An 18,410-nucleotide genomic window follows, 5' to 3' on the forward strand; every position below is an offset into this window, starting at 1 on the left:
TTTACTGGTAGCATTGCCACCAAGAATGCGCCCCGGTTCGTACTGGACCATCACTCGAATTACACTACAAGTTTTGTTACCCATGGGCGTTTTGATCTTGCTCTCTACGGTGCTTTATCACCATATCATGAACCCGTTGCGTGAGCTTGATGCTGCTACACAAGCTTTCAGTAATGGGAACTATCTAGTGCGCGTGAAGGAGCAACTTGGCTCCCGTGACGACGAATTGGCTCATCTGTCACAAACTTTTGATTCCATGGCTGACCACATTGGTGATCTTATTATGCGTCAGAGGCAGCTCATCACTGACTTGTCTCACGAGCTTCGAACGCCGCTGACAAGACTCGATATTGCTACCGAAACACTGTTAACGACAGATAAAGCCGACGCTGAAACACTGCAACGCAACTTATCTCGAGTACACAGAGAGTCGGCACACATACGAAAGCTTGTAGATGACACTCTAACCTTATCTTGGTTAGAGAATGAGCAACCTGATTTGCGCAACGAGTCTGTAGATATTGCTGAGTTGATTGGGATCATTGTAGAAGATGCGCGATTCGAATATCCCGACAGAACCTTAGTAGTCAATATGCCTGGTAGCGCCATTATTGAAAATACTAACCACAGGGCATTGGGCCAAGCAATCGAGAACATACTTCGCAATGCGTTGCGATATACGCCCGCGGGACTTGATGTCATTGTCGATTTAATCGCCTCTGAGAGCGGTTACGAAATTCACGTTTCTGACAAGGGACCTGGTGTTCCCGACCAACATTTACGCGCTATATTTCGTCCCTTCTATCGAGTTGAAAAATCTCGTCCGACAGATGGCTCCAGCTTTGGGCTGGGTTTAGCCCTTGCACAACGTCAATTAAAAGCGATATGCGCTTCTATCAAAGCTGACAACTTAGCTCAAGGTGGGCTAAAGGTGTCGATACAGTTGCCGCACAGATAACACAATTCAACGCTCTAGTAATGTTGCATTCAGCAACAAATGTAACAAATGTAAAAGTGATAGCGATTGATATAGATGTTAATGATAATGGTTGTTATTATCATAAAAACAAAAGCAGGAACACACGTGAACAAAGTTGCCTTACTTGGACTCGCTGTTGCAACACATGCTACAGCGGTAAACGCAAATGATACAGATACTGACAGCCTAAAAGGAATTGAACAAATTTCAGTTGTTGGTGCCGCTACTAACCTTAATATTGACGCTGAAGATCTAGAAAATATTCAAGCTAATGACCTGTCAGATGTATTTCGCCTATCTCCATCAGTAAGTGTCGGTGGCTCAATTGGTATCGCTCAAAAAGTGTATATCCGTGGTTTAGAAGATTCCATGCTGAATGTCACTGTAGACGGTGCTCAGCAAACATCGACGTTATTCCATCATATCGGACGCGTGAATATTGACCCTGATCTACTTGAACGTATCGAAATTCAGGCCGGCGCGGGTGAAGCAACAAGTGGCCCAGGTGCAATAGGCGGCTCTATTCGTTTTAAAACAAAAGACGCAAACGACCTACTTGCAGATGATGAAGTATTCGGCGGTCGGTTGAAAGCGAACTACTTTTCAAATGACGGCACACGATACAGCGGCACAGTGTATGGCAGATTGAGCGACGATTGGGGCGTACTCGGCTATTACAGTGATGTTGAACGAGATAATATGGAAGATGGCAATGGTGATCCAATTCTGGGGTCTGCAGCCGATCAAACCATGTTGTTCGTGAAAGCGAGCGGCTCTATTGGTGAGAATCAGTACCTTTCAGTGAGTGCTGAGCGTCGTGACGAAGAAGGAGCATTCTCTGCACGCCCTAACTGGATTGTACAAGAAGGGGACGCCCTTTATCCAAGTGATGCAGAACGTACCACTTACGTAGCTAACTATCATATTAACCATAGCGAGTTAGTGAATATTGAGGCGACAGCTTATTCAACATCGTCATCTTTCCGCGGTGGACGTTTTGATTGGTTAGCAGAAATCGATACCTTTGGGTTTGACCTGAGAAATTCTAGTGACTTTGGTGATCATACTTTCATTTATGGTGTGGATTATCGAAGTGACGAAGTCGACAGCGGATATGCTATACCACAGCCAGAAGAAGACCACGCAGAAGAAGGTAGTGTGACTGGTTTGTATGCCCAAGGTTACAGCGATATCACACCTCAGTTACTGGTAAGTTATGGTGTTCGTGTTGATGATTACAGCTACGAGCAAAAGATCTTACTCGATGATTACTACGGCGACGTTATTACCGACGAGCCAGCAACATTAGACGACACTGAAGTCAGTATTAATCTCGGTTTGTCATACACAGTTAATGAGTTCTGGACCCTTGGGCTAGGTTATGCAGAAGCTGCGCGTGGAAAGCAAATTGGTGATGGTTTTACCTTAGACAGCTACTTATATGACCGCACTGAAAATCCAGTGGTTAACGACGATCTTAAACCCGAAACCGTTGCTAACATTGAAGCGTCAGTAGAATACAGCGGTGAGAATCTATCGGCTAAATTTGCGGTATTCCAGTCAGCCCTTGACGATGTTATTTTTGACGGCGCCAACGCAACGTCAGTCTATAACAATATCGGTACTATTGATTCTGACGGTATTGAGTTTGATGTGGCATATCGTTGGAACGATCTCAACTTGTTCTTTGGTGCTTCAACGGTAGATGCCGAACTCGATCCTCGCGATGGCTTATATGCTGTGGACTATAGCTCTGTTCCTCTGAACAGCTATGCATTCAATGCGTTAGGTAATAGTCGCGGAGACACGTTTGTTCTTGGTGCCGAATATGAATTAAGTGAAGACATTCAGTTTGGCGCGAATATTACTCGTGTTAGCTCACTCACGATAGAAACTTTGCATTCAGATTTGGATCAAGGTTGGGTTGATGCGCTCTATCAATTGAATAAGCCGGGTTACACAACTGTTGATACGTTTGCTAAATGGCAAGTTACCGATAGTGTGCTTGTGAATCTGGCGGTGACCAACTTGTTTGATAAGCTGTATCGCGATCATTCAAGCGTTGGTGATTACAGCGGAGTACCCGGTTACGGTATCGTTGTTGGGCCTAACGAAGCTGGGCGAGATATTCGCCTCTCAGTGTCATTTGATTTCTAATCATATCGCGAAGTAGTACCTAAACAATGCTGAATGTGGTTAAACAAGTACTGTTTTGGTCGCACTTGGTGTCAGGACTTATCGCAGGTGTTGTGATATTTGTCCTGGCACTGTCAGGTGCCTTGCTGACCTATGAACGCCAAATTCTTGAATGGGATGAGGTTCGTCACACCGTTGTGACCCCTCAGCCTGCTCAAAAGGCATCTAAAACAGCCCTGTTACAAAAACTATCCTCACTTGCTCCAGATGAACATCACATATTTATGCGATTTGTGAATCGCGAAGGAGCAGCGGTTCCCGTTTGGGCAGGCTCTAATGCCTTTTTACTGGACCCTCACACAGGTGAAGTTCTCAGAGATGGACCGGGAGCATTGGCTATCGCGTTTTATGTAGTGAAGAACATTCATCGTTGGTTAGCTTTTAGTGGCGACTATCAAGACATTGGTAAAAGTGTTACCGCGTACGCTAACTTGGTTTTCATTTTTCTTCTGTTTTCTGGATTGTATTTATGGTTCCCTCGCAAATTTACTAGGCGGGGGTTAAAACAACAGTTGTTGTTAGGAAGCAAATACGCCAATAAACATTCAAAATATCGTCGATGGCATTTTGTTTTTGGCTTTTGGAGTCTAATTCCGTTAATTGTTATTGCGACAAGCGCGACGATTTTTCACTTTAAGTGGGCTAACGAATTTGTTTACGCTTTCTATGGTGAATCTGTGCCCCAGCGCGAAACCCATGAAGAACTCACGCACTTTGATACTCGTAGTATTGACATAGATGCTTTATTTGATGTGGCAACGCAACATGCAAAAGACAATGGTGCTGAAGATTGGTATTCAATGTGGCTAGAGCTTGGAGAAGTGGACAACGAAGCGCGATTTTTTATCGACAAAACCATTGGCCATCAACATGATCAAGCATATTCTTTGTTTGTGGATACGCGAACTCACGAAGTCTTAAGGGCTAAATTTCAAGGCGATTGGTCTAAAGGTGATCAAGCCTGGGATGTGGTTCGCTTTCTCCACACTGGTGAGTACTTTGGAGTAGTGGGGCAAACCATCGCGGGTGTTGTTTCTTTGTTCTGCTGTTTGCTTATATACACTGGGTGGTTATTGGCCTGGAAACGGCTCAAGAGGGCGTAATTTACGCTTCCTCTTGAGTAATTTCGTCTAAACTCAATGAAAAGCTGGGCACATACTGGGTTAAAAAGTAGTCCACCTCATCTGAGTGGTAGTCTTTAAGCTGTGCATCTAAGCGCTTTTTCGCTAACTTAAATTCTTGATTACCTGCCGCCAGTTCTTCCAACGTTTTCAAGTAGGCACAAAGTACATCCGCTGCTTTAACGATGAATGCTTCTTCCGGTGAATGATGGTGACCATCAATCAATCGCGCATAATCGTCTTTAAAGGCTTCAGGCGCCATTTCAATCAAACGGTTTTCAGCAATCTTTTCAATCTTTTTGTATTCGTCTTTAATTGCCGGATTGAAGTACTTCACTGGGGTAGGTAAGTCGCCAGTCAGCACTTCAGATACGTCATGAAAGAGAGCAATCGTCGCTATTCGCTCTGGGCTTAAGGTTCCACCGAAAAACGATTTTTATCAATGCTAAGGCGTGAGCCACCATGGCTACTTGCAAACTGTGTTCTTGAACGTTTTCGGTGCGTACGTTGTGCATCAAAGGCCAGCGATTGATGAGTTTCATTCTGGCCAAGTGAGCAAAAAAGTGGCTTTTATCTGACACGGTTACGGCGCTTGTTGATAGTGTTGAAAGAAATTGCCTATACGGTCCATGGCAGGTACAAGAACATCGCTATGCGGAAGAAACACCAATCTAAAATATACTCCGTCTTGCAAGTTAAATGCTCGTCCATGAACTAATAGTATTTTTTCCGAACTCAGAAGATCTAACACCATTTGTTCGTCATTTTTAATATTGAATTTTTTCTCATCAACCCGAGCAAAACAATACATAGCACCTTTGGGCTTAACACAATGAATGCCATCTATGCTATTTAGCATATCTGATGCAACATCGCGCTGAATGCGTAAGCGACCTTCTGCGTGAATAAGGTCGTTGATGCTTTGGTATCCACCAAGCGCCGTTTGAATAGCACTTTGACAAGGCACGTTGGCACACATGCGCATAGACGACAGCATGTTGAGGCCTTCAATGTAACCTTTTGCTATGCGCTTGTTACCGCTAACGACTAACCATCCAGCGCGAAAGCCTGCAACGCGATAGTTTTTAGACAAACCGCTGAAAGTCACAAAGAATACGTCATCTGCCAGCGACGCTATACATGTGTGTTTTGCATCGTCATAAAGGATCTTGTCGTAAATTTCATCGCTGAACACAACAAGATTATGTTCTCTTGCTAGCTCGACAACTTCTTGAAGCAGTGCTTTGTCGTAAACCGCTCCCGTCGGGTTATTTGGATTAATGAGTACGATGGCGCGTGTTTTACTGGTGATTTTACTTTTGATATCAGCAATATCAGGGAACCAACCGGCTTGCTCATCACATCGATAGTGTACGGGCGAACCAGAAGATAAACTTACCGCCGCTGTCCATAGGGGATAATCTGGGCTTGGTAACAGCACTTCATCACCTTGGTTAAGCAAGGCTTGCATCGCCATCATGATAAGTTCGCTAACACCATTACCAATAAAAACGTCGTCAACGCGAATACCCTTGATATTCATTTGCTGGTAATACTGCATTACCGCAACCCGGGCTGCATAAATACCTGTTGAGTCTGAGTAACCCTGTGACGTGGGTAAATTGTGGATCACGTCTTTCAGAATATCGTCTGGGGCTTCAAAGCCGAATGGGGCAGGGTTTCCTATATTCAATTTAAGAATACGGTGGCCTTCGTCCTCCATCTTTTTTGCTTGTGCAGCAATGGGGCCTCGAATGTCGTAGCAGACGTTATCTAATTTATGCGAGCGTGATACAGAGTTCATGATGTTATTGGTTGATTTACATACCCCGAGAGTAACGTAAAGTTAATACCGTTGCGATGCTATTTTCGTCGATTTTTAATAAAAATGCGCATGATCGACCACAATTTGAACGACCTTATTGTAATGCTATGTGCTAGCACATAATTTTGCGGTATACGACACGTTTTGAAACATAGTTTTATGTGGGTTTTGCACAAAAAAGCGCCATACTAACGGTTGGATAGCATACGTTTGGAGGTGGAACATGCCTGCGCCACTTATTTGGTTAGGATTAGGGTTAGCAGCTACCTATGCAGGGACGCAATACGCTCGTCAACAGCAGATCGACAGTGGAGACTTACGCCATTTTCCAGGTGATTGCTCAATCAAAGTGAAACCCAAAAACGGTTCAATCGTGTGCTGCGGTATATATGAAGTGTTTCAACACACAGGCATATGGGTAGATGACAGTATTATAGAGTTACGCGGGAACGGACTTGTTCGCAGTATTTCACCCTCGCGATTTTTGTCGGACCGGTCTGGTGAAAGGATATATGTCGCCTGCGATGACAATCTTGACCCCCTGTGCAAAGATGAGATCGCCGAACGCGCACTGGCGAACGTTTTTACTTACCTTGATTACGATGTGATTAAAAACAACTGTAATCGATTTACTCACTATTGCTTAACCGGGCAATGGGCCGGCATCACGCGTTTCGCTGAGCTTAATCAAGCTGTCCGAGAACACTACCAATCGTCAATTTCTTGGCAACCTATAACCAGCTAAGTTGTAGGTTGCGCAATCAAACTGTACAAACTGAACCTTGGCGTAATAAAAGACGCTACTCAGGGGATCAGCGCTCTCTTACTAGATCAACAAAGTCGCATGGCGCTTTATTAGCTGTTTTTTCTGTTAAAAATTTGTGAACTTATAAATCTCTGCCTATCGTATTAATAGTGCTTCAAGAAATGACAGCACAAGACAACGCTATAGGATCGACGAGTAGAGGTAACCTATCTATGTCTCACAAATTCGAAGAAACGCCGGAAAACGCAATAACACAGAGCGGTATAGCCAGAGTTATACCATGTAAAGAATTAGACTTGGGCGACCCTATTAAGTGGTTGTCCCTTGGACTCAGAGATGCCCTAAGAACTCCTGGGCTTACACTATTTTATGGATTGCTTTTTGCCGTCATTCCGTGGGCAATCGTTGCATTAGTACAAATGACGGGATGGCATTTAGTTATTCTGCCTGCCATTGTTTGCTTTATGTTGGTGGGGCCTTTCCTTGCGGCGGGCTTGTATGATACCAGCTGGGAATTAGAAAAAGGCCACAAACCTTCTTTGTGGCATTCCATTAAAGCTATGAAAAGAAACGCGGTTAACGAGTGGGGTTTTGGCATATTGCTAATGGTATTGATGATATTTTGGTTGCGTGTCGCGTCTCTCATTCATGCGTTATACCCTTCAAATGTTGAAACTACCCTTGAATCTCTCATGCCCTTCTTAGTGCTTGGTACTATTGTTGGCGCAGTGTTTACCGTTGGAATGCTATTTATCACCGCGTTTACTCAACCAATACTGATGGAGCGGAAAGTGGATCTAGGCACTGCCGTGCTCACGAGTGTCAATGCGGTTTGGGTAAACAAAGTACCCATGATGATATGGGGCGCTATTATATTTACGGCTGTTGCCATTGGTTTTGTTACCGGATTTGTAGGCTTTATCGTGCTCATGCCTCTCATAGGATATGCTTCGTGGCATGCTTATATTGATACTATCGAAACCAAAGTTGCTCGAAAATATGAGTAAATTTTGAAATAAAATTACAAAATTGCGTGTTTTTGGCTAGTTTAAGTACGTTAAAAACACGTTATTTTGTAAAAATTACGATAATTTCGTATTTTTATTACAGCTTTTTCGTCTTTTTATTAGAGTTTTTTAAACTAAAAATAAATAAATATATTCTTTGTAGTTATATTGGTTGAATCTATATTTATAAATATCAATGACTTATGTAAAGTTAACTGTTGTAACATTAAACTTTACTACAGGTTTACCGAGTAGATACAAACTTTCAACAGAAATGCTTTCAGTTTTCAGGCTTAATTAAATGGCGTTGAGGGGAAACATCAAAACCCAAAACGTATTAACGAGTTTGCCAAAATTTAGAGGATTTAATCATGAAAGTATTAAAAGTATTATCTGCTGCTGCAACATTGTTCTTCGCCGTTAGCGCTTCGGCTGCTGATTCATCAAAAGACCTTCGCTTTACAGGTGACACCCAGTTTTCTGGTTTCTGCAAAGCAATCGTTTTAGACGACGTACGTGTACTACGTTCTAGCCTAGCACGTAATGTTGGTCGTATCGGTGGAAGTCAACGCGAAGTTCTACGCTTAGTAACTGCGGAAGATGGCTTGACATGTAACGGCGTTAGCCTAATTGAGTTTTCAGTTGAGCGTGATGCGAACTCAGTACATGAATTCCTAGTTTCACGCAGCTAATCATGGCTTGCACAAGCACGCGGGTGAACTCGTTATAACCTAACGAACCACCCGCTGCGAAATGCGGTTATCCCTTCTTAAACTCTTACCCACTTCGAAACTCTAGCTTTGCTATCTTGTATCATACGCTGCGTATGATAACGCGCTTTAAGTAGTAATACGTATGCCAGCGGAACCAAGTACAAGCTGGTTAATGTTGAAAATACCAAACCACCAATAATAGCGATTGCCATCGGTGAATAAGGTGGGCCGTCACCACCGATTCGTGTTGTTCCCATAGCCAATGGAACAAGTCCAAGTACTGTCGTAGCCACAGTCATGAGTATGGGGCGAATACGAGTTGATGCTCCGAGTAATACAGCATCGTATAAACTCATGCCTTGCTCAACGAGTTGATTTATTCGGTCCACAAGTACAATACCGTTGTTGACCACAATACCCATTAATATAAGCATGCCTATCATACCCATCACTGACATTGGTGTGCCTGTTACCATAAAGGCCCAAAAAACGCCGGTAAATGAGAACAGTAAGGACGTGATCACTGACGTAGGCAACACAAGCGATTCAAATAGCGCGGCCATTACTACGTAGATCATACAAATGGCGAGTAACATGTTCATCTGCATAACCGCAGCTGCTTCATCTTGACGTCTGAATCCACCATCTAGTGTCCACTCGTAGCCTGTTGGTAGGTTCACATGTGCCATAGCCTGTTCTATGCGATCTCGGGCTTGGTCCATAGTCGTGTCGTCACCGAGATTAGCGCCAATGGTAAGCGATGTTTGTCTGTAACGACGGTTAATCTGAGACAGCTGCGGTTTTACTGTGAAAGTTGCGATTGATGACAATGGGATAGACTGTCCTTGCAAGAAGGATACACTAACATTCTTGAGCTCAGACAAAGACTGCTGTACGTCGCTACCGAACTTTAATTGAACATTAACTTCGCCTGCATCACCATACCGGAAAGTACGTAAATTAGTGCCTCTGAGTGCCGTACCTACTAGGCGTGCGACATCCCCAACATTGACACCTAATCTATTTGCCTTTTCACGATCAATACGTATTTGTACTTCATCTCGTTGAGAGCCCGTATCCGCTTTCACATCCTCAAGCCCCTCAAGGTTTGAAAGAATTGGGGTTAGATTGTCTGCGAGTTCTAATAGCTTTTCTGACGATTCACCTAATAAAGTCACACGTACACCACCCCCATTGCCGCTACTCCATTCAAAAGAAGGGCGTGCACGCACAAATGCAGGCATGTTTTCACGAATATCTTCTTTGATTGAGGCTACGGTTACCGGTAAGTCTTCGTTTAGCGTAATACCGCTCACCGCATGACCTGGTGTGAAATAGGTGTATACCTGTTTAATGTGAAAACGTTCCTGGTTTTCATACAAGTAGGCTTCCATGATATCCACAGTTTTTTCAACTTCACTCAAGGTGTAATTTTGGGTGATGTGATAGTTCATCCAAATTCTTTCTTGATTGTCATTGCCCTCATCATCAGAAGACACTACACCAATCGGAATCGCGGTAGAGGCGAGAATGAATACGGCAATAAGTGACGTCTTGCCCTGGTTTTTCATAGACCAAGCTAATGTTCTTTCATAAAAGTCCATGTAGAAGGGCTTTTTAACTTCAGTTTCTTCAGGAATCGCAATTTTAGTCGTCAGTAGTGGTATCAGCGTTTTTGCGATAAACAGCGAAGCGAACAAGGAAATACAAATAGCAATTGCAACGTGTTCAAGGAACACGGTCACGTCAATTTTTACCCCGACAATATTCGGTAGGAATACGATTGCCGTAGTAGCCGTGCCTGCAATTACTGCCAGACTTACATTGTTTACACCTCTTTGTGTGGCTACTGGTATATCGCTACTGTTGCGACGTTCCTGGAATACGCTTTCTGTGATAACTACCGCGTTATCAACGAGCATACCCACCGCGAGCATAAGTCCCATTAACGACAAGATGTTTAAGGTGTACCCCAACAAGTACATTACACCAAGAGTAATACAGATAGAGAAGGGGACCGACAATACAACAATCAATGTGGTGGAGAGTTGTCTTAGAAACAGGTACAACACCACAATCGAAAGTAGGGCACCTATCAGCCCGGCATTCAGTAAGTCAGACAAGGAAGACGTTACACTCTTCGCGGTGTCGTCCATAATGAAAAGGTTAATACCGTTGAATGCAGGGTCTGTTTTCGCCTCTTCGATGACTGTCATTACACGGTCAGATACTTCTACTAAGTTACTGCCAGATTCTCGAAAGATGTTGAATCCCACAGCAAAGGTACGATCTAAATGTCGGCCTTCACCTCTTTCTGGTAGTTCGTAACTAACGGTAGCAATATCACTCAACACCACATTATTGCTAACCCACATATCTTCAAAGTCTCTAATGTCACCAAACTCACCTTGAGGGTTAACTAGGATCTTCTCGTTGTCGTCATACATGTAGCCGGCAGTCATCGAGAAGTTTGCGCTTTGTAGAGTTTCGGAAAGTCTTGTGGCATCAATTTGGTATGCTGCCATCTTTTTGGGGTCTAAGCGTATGGTGATTTGACGCTTTAATGTACCGTAGAGCTCAACTCTGGAAACACCCGCAACACGTTCAAGTGGGCGCTTAAGGTTGCGGTCAAGCAGGTCATAAGCACTGGATAAATCTCTATCACTCGATACCCGAAGCTGAAAAATAGGCATGTCACTGGTGTTAAATTTGTACACCATAATGCGTTCAACATCGTCTGGTAGTAGATGTCGAATGGCGTCTATTTTTTCGCGAGCTTCAATGCTTTTGGCTTTGAGGTTCTCGTCCCAATCAAATTGAACAACCACCTGAGATCTGTCTTCAAAAGACGTCGCCCACATACGTTTTATGCCCGACATGGTCGCTACGGCTTCTTCTACCGGGCGAGTGATCATGGTTTCAACTTCTACTGGCGTCGCATCTGGGTAGGGGATCTCCACGACCATTTCAGGAATATCGATACCCGGAAACTTTTCTAAGGGTAGCAGTCGGCCAGCCACTGCGCCGAACAGCAGCATGGAAAGAAACACCATGCTAACCGTAACAGGGCGGTTTAATGCAAATCGAGCTAAAGCTGCGCCTAATCCATCAAGCTTTCTCATAGCTTTGCTCCTCTGCGTCTACGGTCATATCCTGTTTAACATCAAACATGCTGTACATGACAGGAAGCAACACTAGGGTAAGTAAACTAGAGAATAGCAAACCAAAAATAACGGTAATTGCCATTGGCGTGCGAACTTCAGCACCTTCGCCGACGCCAAATGCCATAGGTAATAAGCCAAGTACTGTGGTGAGCGTGGTCATTACAATAGGGCGTAGTCGTGTTTTACCGGCGTCCATGATGGCTGCGTGTTTTTCCATACCTTGACGACGCAGTTGGTTAATTCTGTCAACCAGTACAATGGCGTTATTGACCACAATACCGCACAACATAATTAGACCAATAAACACCACCACATTCAGCGGAGTACCTGTAAGCCACAATCCGTATACTGAGCCTGCACCGGCAAGGGGAACCGCGAACAAAATGAGTAGTGGGTGAAGTAGCGATTCAAACTGCGATGCCATTACTAAGTAGACCATAAATACCGCAAGCATCAGAGCAAATTGAAGAGATTGGAAGCTTTCTTCCATATCTTCGCTTTGACCGGTAACTTCAGCTTTGAGCGTGAGAGGAAGTACAGTGTTATCTAATATTCCTTGTACTAATTGAACTGCTTCATCAAGATTGCCTTTTGATACGTTTGCTGAAATGAGTGCTACTCGCTGTTGTCCTACACGGGTAATCTCACTTGGACCAACGCTCATATAAACATCGGCAACCGCGCTTAATGGAAGTGGCTGAGCCGCACCGGGATTAACGATAATCGAGCGAATGTCGTTAATATTGTCACGCTGGCTATCTAATGTTCTTACTAGCACATCGATTTTTCTGTCTTGAAGACTGTATTGGGTGGCGACTTTTCCACCCACTTTCGAAGCAATCAAGTCTGATACGGTAGCAGCGTTTAGATTAAGTCGCGCTAGTTTTGCATGGTGAAACTCAATCTTGAGTTCAGGGTTACCCTCGCGAATACTCGTGGTCACGTCGGCAAGTCGAGTATTCTCCTCCATACGCGATGCAATCTGTTTACTGTACGTTTGAAGTTGAGTTAAATCATAGCCTCTTAGCTCGACTTGAATGGGCGATGCAAAGGTGAATAGTGCCGGTTCAGAAAATGTCGCTTGTACATCTGGCTTGCGGCTAATGTGGTCGCGAAGTTGTGCTTTCAACGCTTCCATATTGTCAGCACTGTCGCTGGGTTGCATCACTATGTTGAGTCTACCCCAATGATCACCACCTTGACTTGGCGCGGCACTGATGAGGCTACCCGTTCCCGACATTGCATAGGTGCGCTCGACGTTGTCGTCTGCTTGCGCAATGGTACTCAGCTCACTCAAAATACTGTCTGTTTGTGATAAACGACTTCCCGCTGGCAGCGTCACTTCTACAGAAAATTCACCTTGTGACAGAGTGGGAATGAGTGACATCCCAAGTTTGGGTAGTAGTACTAAAGCACCGGCGGCTATCGCAAAGGTTGCAATCATTACAGCTGCGCGAGCTTTTAAGCTGATAGCTAACAATTTAATGTAGCTGTTCTCTAGAATATTGAAGCCCTTATTGAACGCCCACGTTAGTGGTGAGAATGCAAAAGATAATCCTTTGCTAACCAGGCGCCAAATACCCACCACAAGAGTAATAATTACGGTTGGAATTACCACGAAGACAAGCTTTAAAACCAGTCTAATAGGTAGGGTTACCCAGTAACCAATTTTGCCCGTTACGGTAGTTGGTTTTTGGGCTGGTGCGGCGTTAAATGCATCATGGTGTTGCAGTTGTTTTGCTTTTTTCCTATTCGCCATGGCAGGAATAAGAGTCAGTGCAACCACTAAAGAAGCTGCTAGCGCGAAAGACACCGTTAGCGCCTGGTCGCGGAATAACTGACCTGCGATACCTTCGACAAAAATGAGCGGAACAAAGACTGCCATGGTGGTAAGGGTTGATGCAAAAATCGCACTTGCAACTTCTTTCGTACCCGATGCTGCAGGTGGATTCGACACATCTTCGCTGCTGTTGTGTTGTTCATGGCGTTGTTTATGACGATGAATGTTTTCAAGCACAACAATACTGTTATCAACCAGAAGGCCTACTGCGAGGGCGATTCCACCCAAGCTCATCATATTCAAGCTGATGTCGTTACCGTACATTAGGTTAAACGTTGCGATAACCGATACTGGGATAGATACAGAGATAATAACGGTTGTCCAAAAATCTCTGAGGAAAAGATACAACACCAACATGGCGAGTAAACCACCTACGAGGGCGGCAGATTTAACGTTGTCGATGGCTTGCTTGATAAATAAGCTTTGATCATAGACTTGAGACAATGTGTACGATTCGGGTAAGGCTTGATTAACGCGCTCGAGTCGACTTGCTACGCGATTTGCCACATCCACCGCGTTTGCGTCGCCCTCTTTATATATGGCAATTTCAATACCTTCAATACCATTGAAACGTGTTACTACATCGCGATCTTTAAATGCGCTTTTAACGATAGCAAGGTCACGTAATTTGATGCTGGTGTCGTTGAATCTGCCTATATACAAGTTCTCTATATCGTCTAAGCTTTCAAATTGATTGAGTGTACGTACAAGAAATGCTTGTTCTTCACCATCGATACGGCCGCCTGCCGCATTGACATTTTCTGCCTCGATACGAGAAATGATGTCGGTGATAGGAATATTCAGCTGGCTGGCTTTACGTTGATCGATAAGAATGTGAACTTGGTTTTCCAAACCACCGCCAACGCGCACCGAGGCAACACCTTCAACGGATTCTAGTGAACGTTTTATTTGCTGTTCTGCATATACACGAAGACGTTTCATTTGTTCTTCGGAAATACCATTCATATCCGACGTTGCCGTCAGTCCAAGTTTAATCACTGGATCTAAACTCGGGTTAAAGCGAAGTAGACGAGGTTTCTCTACATCAAGGGGAAGTTGAAGCACATCGAGTTTTTCACGCACTTCGAGGCTGGCAAAGTCCATGTCGGTGCCCCATGAGAATGAAAGCACTACATCAGACTGACCCGCTCGTGACATTGACGTTACATTTCTAACGCCTTTTACCACGCCGATGGCTTCTTCAATAGGTTTAGACACTAACTGTTCGATTTCAGCTGGGGCTGCACCTGTGTAATCTGTGCGTATGGTCAGTGTTGGATAGGAAAGGTCGGGCAGTAAGTTGACTGACAACCGACCTAAGCTCACCATACCAAACAAGAGTACGGCGAATGTGAACATGGAAACAGCCACGGGACGTTTAACTGCAATATCAACTATCTTCATTGTAATAACTCCTTTAAAGATAGCCCTTAGCTATTTACTACTTCTATAGGCGCCTGATCTTTAAGGTTTTGATGCCCAGCAGTAACTACAGTTTCATTTCCATTAAGCCCATCCATCACTTCAATGAGGCCGTTTTGCTCGAAACCGGTTGAGATATTTACTTTTTTCGCTACACCGTCTTCCACCACAAACACGCTGTGTTGATTGTCGATAGTCACTAGTGCACGGCGGGGAAGCAATGTGGCATTACTGTGTTGTGCATATTCCAGTGCTACATCAGTGAACATACCGGCTTTGAGATAGCCGTCTTGGTTTGGTACTGACAGTGTTACTTTGAATGTACCTGTGGCAGCATCAATCACGGGACTAATTCGTTGAACTTGACCTGAAACCTCAGCATTGTTTAATGCCGACACTACAAGTGTTGCTGGTTGGCCAAGCTTAACGTTAGTCAGCTCGTTTTCAGGTAGGTAGACAATACCTTGTAGGTTGCTTTGCTGAACGATATGGAACATACGTTCCCGTTGAAAAGACTCGGTAAGGTTTCCCACTTTAGCGTTGCGTTCAGCCACATAACCGCTAATTGGTGCAATGATGGTGGTTTCTTTAAGATCGAGTTCGGCAAGTCTTACTAAGGCTTGGACCGACTCGTATTGAGCAGTGAGTTTGTCATAAGTGTCATCACTAATAAGCTGCTGAGAATACACTTTGTTGACCTTTTCAAGTTCACTCTCTAACCCTGCAAGATCAGCACGGGCTTTAGCGAGGTTAAGTTCGTAGCGACGTTTGTCTAATTGAGCAAGTACTTGACCTTTTTCTACGTAATCACCTTCTTCAACGTAGATGGCTTCGATAATGCCCGAGGCTCGAGCAACAACAAATGCTTCTTCTTTCGCTTCTAAAATTGCGGTGGTGGCGTAAGTTGCACTAATACTACCTGTCGTTAACGGCTGCGCTTCAACGGGAATGGCAATAACCGTTTCTACTTCTTCTTGAGCTGCTACATCGTCAACGGCGTCGGCGTCACTGCAAGCCACAAGACTTAGGCTGAGAGCTACTAGGCCGCCAGTGAGAATCGCTTTTTTAAGGAGTTGAGCATATGTTTCCATGGTACTGTACCTGTTCATTAGGTTGTTTTGATTATATGTGCCTAATGAGCAGCATCTGTGCCACAGTACATGAACTTTTATTATCGGTTTTTATCAGTAACTTAGATGGTTTAGGTATGAGAATTAAAAAGGCCAACACATGGTGTTGGCCTTATTAACTATAGAGTAGTGAAATCTACCACTATGAGGTTTTTTCTACTATTTCGTAGCTGGTGGTAATATCTACGTTATCTTTTAGCATGAGCATCACGGAACAATACTTTTCTGCTGATAGTTGAACAGATCGAGCAACTGCTTTCTCCGACAGCCCTTCACCAGAGACGATGTACTTAGCGTGAATTGAGGTAAATACTCGTGGGGGTTCTTCAGCGCGCTGTGCCTCTAGCTCACATGAGCAATGAGATATGTCAAAGCGGCCTTTTTTGAGAATATCCACCACATCAACACTAGAACAGGCACCGACAGCAACGAGTACCGATTCCATGGGCGAGATGGCATTGCCGTTTCCGTCCATCACGGCTTCATAGCCCGAATCCATGGTACCTTTGAATGTGAGATCTTTATCCCAAACTACTTTTGCTTTCATTATGTGTCCTGATTTTTACGGTTTGTCGTTAAGTCTGATGGCATCCGGCTTTATAGTAATTTTCTTTTGCTTGAACAAAGCGCCTAATGCTTTTTTATACGCGTTTTTACTCACATTAAAATGTTGGTAGATAGCATCGGGTGGACTTTTATCAGTCAGTGTAGATATCCCACCGTGTGCCTCTAAATCGTCCAAAATAGCTTGCTGTAGTTCGTCGCGCCCAGTTTTATCATCTCGTTGCAGCACAACGTCTATCTTTCCGTCGCTGCGAACATTCTTGATAACTCCTGGGGTAGACTGGCCAATTTTAAGCGGCTTGAAGGCATCGCTATGGAAGATCAAACCCAAATATTCGCCGTTAATAACGACCTTGAATCCCAAATCAGACTGAGCATATACAAGGCACTCAACACTATCACCCTCGTTGAGATAGGCGCTTCCTTCTTTCAGGAAATAGTGTAATTTTGTAGAGCCAATAAGGCGTTGGGTTTTCTTGTCGTAAAATGCGTGAACCACATAATACATGCCAGGGTTAATGGGAGCTTCCTGATAGTCTTTAGGGACCAATAAATCGTTGTCTAAACCCCATTCAAAAAAAGCACCGAAGTGTGTACCTGAAACGGCCTTTAACACCTTAGTTTCACCGGCTAGAATTTCAGGTGTTTTTGTGGTGGCTACAAGATCCCCACGTTGATCTGTACCTACAAAAACTTCAATACGTTGACCGATAGCAAGTTCGCCCTCAATGGCGTCATGGGGGAGTGTAACTGTGGTAACTTCTGTGGGCTCCGACACTTGGTCGTCGGCAATTTCAGGCGCAAGTGCATACCCAAACGGGTATACTTCGGCGACCTGCAATGTATTAATTTTTCCAATATTTATCATTAACACTGACTTTTTAATAAGAACAGGTAACATGATATCGGATACAGGGTCAGAGCTAAACTATTATGAAGTTAAATTGTGATTTAGGCGAAAGTTATGGCGCATGGAAAATGCCCGTTGAAAACGAGGTCATGGAATATCTTGACCAAGCCAACATTGCCTGCGGATTTCACGGAGGTGACCCTGTAACGCTGCAAAACGCAATAGCGCTCGCTAAAAAACATGGTGTCAGTGTGGGGGCGCATCCATCGTATCCCGATCTGCAAGGTTTTGGTCGTCGAAGCATGGCTATGGCGGCCGAAGAATTAATTGCTGCTATTCAGTATCAGGTGTCCGCATTGTCTGGAATGGCGGCTATACAAGGCGTTACCTTGGAGTACGTAAAGCCTCACGGTGCACTGTATAACGATATGATGAAAGACATGAGCATCTATGAAAGTGTGTTGACAGCAATGCGCGATATTCAAACAAGTTCACATGCGGTGGCGCTTATGATTCAAGCCGTTCCTGAATTTGAGACCTATCAAGCGCTAGCATCCCAACATAACGTGCCTTTATTATTTGAGGCGTTTTCTGATAGGCGCTATACGCCAAAGGGACGATTGACGCCCAGAACACAAGCAGGTGCTGTACTCGATACTCAAGAGGCAATAGAACAGGCAAACCACCTTGTTTCACAAGGGAAAGTCATTACGAGTGATGGTGCTTCGTTGTCGCTAAAAGTAGATTCCTTGTGCGTGCATGGTGATACGCCAGATGCCGTGAGTTTGGTTAAGTGCATCCGCCAACTTATCAACACTAAGTAATCATAGAAC

Annotated in this window: 13 protein-coding genes and 1 pseudogene; 7 read left to right on the forward strand and 7 right to left on the reverse strand. The window is 44.2% G+C overall.

Annotated elements, in window-relative coordinates:
- From EYS00_RS05685 to EYS00_RS05695, 3 genes are all read left to right on the forward strand, one after another.
- Nucleotides 1-958, forward strand: a 958-nt coding sequence (locus EYS00_RS05685) for an ATP-binding protein (protein WP_130635605.1), incomplete at its 5' end; no start/stop codon positions are given.
- Between the two features lie 87 nt (nt 959-1,045).
- Complete coding sequence (locus EYS00_RS05690; protein ID WP_130635606.1) at nt 1,046-3,136, forward strand: TonB-dependent siderophore receptor; 2,091 nt, start codon at nt 1,046-1,048, stop codon at nt 3,134-3,136.
- A gap of 26 nt (nt 3,137-3,162) precedes the next feature.
- A complete protein-coding gene (locus EYS00_RS05695; protein ID WP_130635607.1) occupies nt 3,163-4,278 on the forward strand; it encodes a PepSY domain-containing protein in 1,116 nt (371 codons plus the stop codon).
- Nucleotide 4,279: 1 nt separating this feature from the next.
- On the opposite strand, the pseudogene yfbR reads toward EYS00_RS05695, so the two are convergent.
- Together yfbR and EYS00_RS05705 are read right to left on the reverse strand one after the other, a co-directional pair.
- Nucleotides 4,280-4,838 (reverse strand): annotated as a pseudogene (yfbR, locus tag EYS00_RS05700) (5'-deoxynucleotidase).
- A 41-nt stretch (nt 4,839-4,879) separates the two neighbouring features.
- Entirely contained in the window at nt 4,880-6,100 is a 1,221-nt protein-coding gene (locus EYS00_RS05705) for a pyridoxal phosphate-dependent aminotransferase (protein ID WP_130635608.1), read from the reverse strand.
- A gap of 244 nt (nt 6,101-6,344) precedes the next feature.
- Here EYS00_RS05705 and EYS00_RS05710 point away from each other — a divergent pair, with 244 nt between their 5' ends.
- The 3 genes from EYS00_RS05710 (at nt 6,345) to EYS00_RS05720 (ending at nt 8,586) form a co-directional block, all read left to right on the forward strand.
- A complete protein-coding gene (locus EYS00_RS05710; RefSeq protein ID WP_130635609.1) occupies nt 6,345-6,866 on the forward strand; it encodes a lecithin retinol acyltransferase family protein in 522 nt (173 codons plus the stop codon).
- A gap of 233 nt (nt 6,867-7,099) precedes the next feature.
- Nucleotides 7,100-7,894: a DUF2189 domain-containing protein gene (locus EYS00_RS05715; RefSeq protein WP_130635610.1), complete on the forward strand. Its 795-nt coding sequence runs from the start codon at nt 7,100-7,102 to the stop codon at nt 7,892-7,894.
- Between the two features lie 371 nt (nt 7,895-8,265).
- A complete protein-coding gene (locus EYS00_RS05720) occupies nt 8,266-8,586 on the forward strand; it encodes a DUF3718 domain-containing protein (RefSeq protein ID WP_130635611.1) in 321 nt (106 codons plus the stop codon).
- A 77-nt stretch (nt 8,587-8,663) separates the two neighbouring features.
- Here EYS00_RS05720 and EYS00_RS05725 read toward each other — a convergent pair whose 3' ends face one another.
- The 5 genes from EYS00_RS05725 to EYS00_RS05745 all read right to left on the reverse strand — a co-directional run bounded on the left by EYS00_RS05725 (nt 8,664) and on the right by EYS00_RS05745 (nt 17,595).
- On the reverse strand, nt 8,664-11,729 hold the full coding sequence (locus EYS00_RS05725; RefSeq protein WP_130635612.1) for an efflux RND transporter permease subunit: 3,066 nt from the start codon (nt 11,727-11,729) through the stop codon (nt 8,664-8,666).
- Nucleotides 11,716-15,015, reverse strand: a complete 3,300-nt coding sequence (locus EYS00_RS05730; protein WP_130635613.1) for an efflux RND transporter permease subunit — start codon at nt 15,013-15,015, stop codon at nt 11,716-11,718. Before EYS00_RS05730 ends, EYS00_RS05725 begins: the two co-directional genes overlap by 14 nt.
- Nucleotides 15,016-15,041: 26 nt before the next feature.
- Complete coding sequence (locus EYS00_RS05735; protein WP_165399323.1) at nt 15,042-16,124, reverse strand: efflux RND transporter periplasmic adaptor subunit; 1,083 nt, start codon at nt 16,122-16,124, stop codon at nt 15,042-15,044.
- A gap of 181 nt (nt 16,125-16,305) precedes the next feature.
- Entirely contained in the window at nt 16,306-16,710 is a 405-nt protein-coding gene (locus tag EYS00_RS05740) for an OsmC family protein (RefSeq protein WP_130635615.1), read from the reverse strand.
- Between the two features lie 15 nt (nt 16,711-16,725).
- Nucleotides 16,726-17,595 (reverse strand): S1 RNA-binding domain-containing protein, encoded by an 870-nt coding sequence (locus tag EYS00_RS05745; protein WP_130635616.1) that lies wholly within the window; start codon nt 17,593-17,595, stop codon nt 16,726-16,728.
- 65 nt (nt 17,596-17,660) lie between these two features.
- On the opposite strand from EYS00_RS05745, the gene EYS00_RS05750 reads away from it, so the two are divergent.
- The gene (locus EYS00_RS05750; protein WP_130635617.1) at nt 17,661-18,401 is read left to right on the forward strand and encodes a 5-oxoprolinase subunit PxpA; all 741 of its coding nucleotides are present in this window, start codon (nt 17,661-17,663) and stop codon (nt 18,399-18,401) included.
- Nucleotides 18,402-18,410 lie beyond the last annotated feature (9 nt).

This window comes from Alteromonas sp. KUL49 (assembly GCF_006538345.1).
In the GTDB taxonomy this organism is placed as follows: Bacteria; Pseudomonadota; Gammaproteobacteria; order Enterobacterales; family Alteromonadaceae; genus Alteromonas.

Bases quoted from the DNA above. Each gene is read 5' to 3' on its own strand.
- EYS00_RS05690 (WP_130635606.1), top strand. From the start codon at position 1,046: ATGGTTGTTATTATCATAAAAACAAAAGCAGGAACACACGTGAACAAA.
- EYS00_RS05695 (WP_130635607.1), top strand. From the start codon at position 3,163: ATGCTGAATGTGGTTAAACAAGTACTGTTTTGGTCGCACTTGGTGTCA.
- EYS00_RS05705 (WP_130635608.1), bottom strand. From the start codon at position 6,100: ATGAACTCTGTATCACGCTCGCATAAATTAGATAACGTCTGCTACGAC.
- EYS00_RS05710 (WP_130635609.1), top strand. From the start codon at position 6,345: ATGCCTGCGCCACTTATTTGGTTAGGATTAGGGTTAGCAGCTACCTAT.
- EYS00_RS05715 (WP_130635610.1), top strand. From the start codon at position 7,100: ATGTCTCACAAATTCGAAGAAACGCCGGAAAACGCAATAACACAGAGC.
- EYS00_RS05720 (WP_130635611.1), top strand. From the start codon at position 8,266: ATGAAAGTATTAAAAGTATTATCTGCTGCTGCAACATTGTTCTTCGCC.
- EYS00_RS05725 (WP_130635612.1), bottom strand. From the start codon at position 11,729: ATGAGAAAGCTTGATGGATTAGGCGCAGCTTTAGCTCGATTTGCATTA.
- EYS00_RS05730 (WP_130635613.1), bottom strand. From the start codon at position 15,015: ATGAAGATAGTTGATATTGCAGTTAAACGTCCCGTGGCTGTTTCCATG.
- EYS00_RS05735 (WP_165399323.1), bottom strand. From the start codon at position 16,124: ATGGAAACATATGCTCAACTCCTTAAAAAAGCGATTCTCACTGGCGGC.
- EYS00_RS05740 (WP_130635615.1), bottom strand. From the start codon at position 16,710: ATGAAAGCAAAAGTAGTTTGGGATAAAGATCTCACATTCAAAGGTACC.
- EYS00_RS05745 (WP_130635616.1), bottom strand. From the start codon at position 17,595: ATGATAAATATTGGAAAAATTAATACATTGCAGGTCGCCGAAGTATAC.
- EYS00_RS05750 (WP_130635617.1), top strand. From the start codon at position 17,661: ATGAAGTTAAATTGTGATTTAGGCGAAAGTTATGGCGCATGGAAAATG.